1 protein-coding gene, 1 tRNA gene and 1 pseudogene are annotated in these 4,715 nt (G+C 59.5%); 1 reads left to right on the forward strand and 2 read right to left on the reverse strand.

What is annotated here, in order from left to right; all coding sequences use genetic code 11:
- Positions 1–29 precede the first annotated feature (29 nt).
- Positions 30–106 (forward strand) — tRNA-Asp (locus tag ABD827_RS05455).
- Positions 107–760: 654 nt separating this feature from the next.
- Here the strand turns inward: ABD827_RS05455 and ABD827_RS05460 are convergent.
- Positions 761–2,022 (reverse strand): annotated as a pseudogene (locus ABD827_RS05460) (benzoate/H(+) symporter BenE family transporter).
- 25 nt (positions 2,023–2,047) lie between these two features.
- Positions 2,048–4,715 (reverse strand): formate dehydrogenase subunit alpha (gene fdhF / locus ABD827_RS05470; protein ID WP_344963099.1); only part of this gene is annotated, 2,668 nt, incomplete at its 5' end.

Below are 4,715 nucleotides of genomic sequence, written 5' to 3' on the forward strand. Positions count from 1 at the left end.
CAATTTAGTCCCGTACTATCAAGCTTTGCGGAGTGGTAGTTCAGTTGGTTAGAATACCGGCCTGTCACGCCGGGGGTCGCGGGTTCGAGTCCCGTCCACTCCGCCATTATTAGAGAAGCCCTTAGCTTTTGAAAGCTAAGGGCTTTTTGCTATCTGTCGTTCAGTAAATTCATCCTTTTTCATGTTGTCAAACCACCCCTCGTGACCAAACCGTGACCATTTAGTGACCATAGCTCGGTTTTGACCGGGGTTCAAAAGGTCTACCCATCCATCCAAGCGTAGCGCAGCTCATATAAGGGGATGACTAAGGGTAATTCCAATCAGATTTGGTATTACTTGATGAACTACTACAATCGGTAACGATATCATTAATACATGATAGTCTGCCGCAGGTTCAAGCCAAGAATCGGTCTAATACCAATCTAAATAAAAATATGATCTATTTTAAAGCAGGACACGAGAGGAAACAGAGTCACCTCCCGCGACACGCCATAAACCTATCCATGGGGGCTCGGAAATGCCGTCCTTGGCATTTCACGGTCGCGGGAGCCGCTCTCTGTTGCCTCTCCTTAGCACCGAGTTGTCTGCAGGTCGCTCCACAGGCGACTCCGCAGCATTGGGGCGGATGAAGGGGTCGACTCCAGCGTGCCGGTGGAGTGAACCCTTCGTTCGACCTTTACCGTGAAACCGAGAAGATTAGTTAGTTTTCCAGATTGGTATAATTTACCGTCCGGATTAGCTGACCATTACATAATTAGACTTATGGCTTTAAATGAGATCGCACTCTGGTTAATACCTCCAACCACTGATTTTTTCCAGTGGTTCTTAAGTTGTTTGTCAGCATAAGGTACACACAATAACCGATTATAATTCCCCATAGGGCCGATGACATTCCATATAGAGATAGGCCGGAGGCGGTGACGATAAAGGTGATTAGGGATGCCTCGCGATGCTGGGCATCTTCCAGGGCGGAAAACAGATTGCCGGCGATGGCCCCGAGCAGGGCAAGTCCGGCCATCACAGCAACGAATGCCGACGGCAGCGAAGTAAACAGGCTGACGATAGTGCCGGCATACAGGCCTCCGAGCAGATAGAAGACGCCGTTGAATACCCCGGCTACATAGCGACGCGCCGGGTCTACGTGGGCATCCTTGCCGGCGCAAATGGCAGCGGTGATAGCCGCCAACACTATGCTGATGCCACCAAACAGTGCCATCGGCAGAGACACCAAGCTGGTTACCCCAATCACAGGTCGGGAGCTGACCGAATAGCCAGCGCCCTGCAGGATCGCCATACCCGGCAAGAATTGCCCGGTCAGGCTGACCAGTACCAGTGGTAGGGCCAGGCTGAGGGTTGAACCGAGGGACCATTGCGGTGTGATGAACTGGGGCACAGCCAGTTCCCAGCGCACCCCGGATAGCGAAGCGCCCTCTAATACCACGGCCAAGAGCACACCGGCGATCAACAGCAGGATCAGGGTGTATTTGGGCCACAGCCGGCGAAATACCACATACGCTACCAGCATGCCTATGGCTAGAGCCGGCGATCCTTCGATAGCAGTGAAGGCTCCGACCCCAAACTGGAACAGAATACCGGCCATCATGCCGGCTGCCACACCTCTAGGAATTACGCGTATCAAGGCATCGAAGCTGCCGGATAGGCCGATGATCAGCATAATGACCGCCGCTGTGAGGTAGGCGCCGACGGCTCGTTGAGAGACAGTTCCGGAAAAAGGGTGACCAATAGGGCTGCACCTGGGGCCGACCAAGCGGTAACTACAGGGGCTCTGATCCAGAGCGACAGCAGTATACCGGAGACGGCGGTACCAATGGAGATGGCCCAGATCCAAGATGTCAGCATGGTCTCGGAGACGCCAGCGCCGGCCTGAAAAAGGATGGCGAGTGGCCCGGCATAAGACACCAGCACGGCCAGAAAGCCGGCAGCTACTGAGGTCAGCGACAGGTCACGCAAGAAAGAGAGCATGGATAACTCCTGCTTTTGGTGTAGAACAAGCAGCCCCATTCAGGGGCTACAAGGGGAGAGTGGGTCATCTAACCATTTGTCTCCTGTTCCTCCCTTCAATTTCCTCAAAGTGCTCCAGCTGCTCGCGGGTAAAGGCATAGAACTTCTGCTGCCAGTCGGACAGCGCATTGGCGTTCGTGCCCAGCGCCTGCACCGCCGTTACCTTGTATTCCGGGCAGTTGGTGGCCCAGTCGGAATTGTCGGTGGTGATCACGTTGGCGCCGCTGTGCGGGAAATGGAAGGTGGTATACACCACGCCCGGCTGCATGCGCTTGCTCAACCTGGCCTTCAGCACCGTATTGCCGGTGCGGCTGGCGATGGTCACCGGCTGGCCGTCCGCAATCTGCCGCAGCTCGGCGTCGTGCGGGTGGATTTCCAGCACGTCCTCGCTGTGCCAGACGTTGTTGTCGGTGCGCCGGGTCTGGGCGCCCACGTTGTACTGGCTGAGAATACGCCCCGTGGTCAGCAGCAAGGGGTAGCTTTCCGATACCTTCTCGGTGGTGGGAATGAACTCGGTCACCACCATACGTCCCAGGCCGATGGGGAAGCTGTCGCCGTGCATGATGGGCATGCCGTCGGGATGCTCGTCGTTGCAGGGCCACTGAATGCTGCCCAGCTCTTCCAGCTTGTCATAGCTGACATGGGTGAACGAGGGCGTCAGGCCGGCGATTTCATCCATGATCTCGGAAGGATGATCGTAATGCATCGGGTAGCCGAGGGCATTGGCCAGCGCCATGGTCACTTCCCAGTCTTCCTTGCCCGCCAGCGGCGGCATCACCTTGCGCACCCGGTTAATGCGGCGCTCGGCGTTGGTGAAGGTGCCGTTTTTCTCCAGGAAGGTGGAGCCGGGCAGGATCACGTGGGCGAACTTGGCGGTCTCGTTGAGGAAGAGATCCTGCACGATCAGCAGCTCCAGCGAGCGCAGCGCCGCCTCCACATGATGGGTGTTGGGATCCGACTGGGCGATGTCCTCCCCCTGCACATACATGGCCTTGAATTCGCCGGCGATGGCGGCATCGAACATGTGCGGAATGCGCAGCCCCGGCTCGGCATCCAGGCTGACGCCCCAGGTTGCCTCGAACCGGTGGCGGATCCGGTCGTTGTTGACCGGCTGATAACCCGGCAGCTCGTGCGGGAAGGAGCCCATGTCGCAGGAACCCTGCACGTTGTTCTGGCCCCGCAACGGGTTGACCCCGACCCCGGGCCGGCCGATATTGCCGGTGGCCATGGCCAGGTTGGCGATGCCCATGACCATGGTCGAGCCCTGGCTGTGCTCGGTCACGCCCAGGCCGTAATAGATGGCGCCGTTGCCGGCGGTGGCGTACTGGCGCGCGGCCCGACGGATGGTCTCGGCCGGCACGCCGATCACGTCTGCCATCAGCTCGGGAGTATGACGCGGCTCGGCCACAAAGGCGCGCCAGGTGCGGTACTCTTCCGGATCGCAGCGCTCGGCCACGAAGGCCTCGTCTTCCAGCCCTTCGGTGACGATGACGTGGGCCAGGGCGTTGATCAGGGCCACGTTGGTGCCCGGGCGGATTGGCAGGTGAATGCCCTCCCCCGCATGGGGCGTGTCCAGCAAATCGATTTCACGCGGGTCGGCCACGATCAGGCTGGCGCCTTCGCGCAGGCGTTTGCGCATCATGGAGCCGAACACCGGGTGGGCGTCGGTGGGGTTGGCGCCAATCACCATGATGCAGTCGGCTTCCATCACCGAGTCGAAGTCCTGGGTGCCCGCCGACTCGCCCAATGTCATCTTGAGGCCATAGCCGGTGGGGCTGTGGCAGACCCGAGCACAGGTGTCGGTGTTGTTATTACCCAGCGCCGCGCGGATCAGCTTCTGCACCAGATAGGTTTCTTCGTTGGTACAGCGGGACGAGGTGATGCCGCCCACGCTCTTGCGTCCGTGCTTGTCCTGCACCTCGCGCAAACGGCGAGCAGAAAAGGCGATGGCCTCCTCCCAGCTGACTTCGTTCCAGGGCTCGTCGATGGACGCCCGTATCATCGGCTTGGTCAGCCGGTCCTTGTGGGTGGCATAGCCGAAGGCGAAGCGGCCCTTGACGCAGGAATGACCATGGTTGGCGCTGCCGCCCTTCCAGGGGGTCATGCGGATCACCTTGTCGCCTTTCATTTCCGCCTTGAACGAACAGCCCACGCCACAATAGGCGCAGGTGGTGATTACGCTGTGCTCGGGCTGGCCCTGATCGATCACCGATTTTTCCATCAGGGTCGAGGTCGGGCAGGCCTGCACACAGGCGCCGCAGGAGACACAGTCCGATTCGACGAAACTGGTGTTCTTGCCGGCAGACACCTTGGAGTCGAAGCCCCGGCCTTCGATGGTCAGGGCGAAGGTGCCCTGCACCTCGCCACAGGCCCGCACACAACGGGAGCAGGCGATGCACTTGCTGGGGTCGAAGCTGAAATAGGGGTTGCTCTCGTCCTTGAACGCCTCCAGATGATTTTCGCCGTCGAAGCCGTAGCGCACCTCGCGCAGGCCCACGGCGCCCGCCATGTCCTGCAGTTCGCAGTCACCGTTGGCCGGGCAGGTCAGACAGTCGAGGGGGTGATCGGAGATATACAGCTCCATCACGTTGCGGCGCAGTTTGGCCAGGGCCCGGGTCTGGCTGCGTACCACCATGCCCGGCTCGACCGGCGTGGTGCAGGAGGCGGGATAACCGCGCCGCCCTTCGATTTCC

Source organism: Oceanisphaera sediminis (assembly GCF_039539745.1).
Lineage (GTDB): Bacteria > Pseudomonadota > Gammaproteobacteria > Enterobacterales > Aeromonadaceae > Oceanimonas > Oceanimonas sediminis.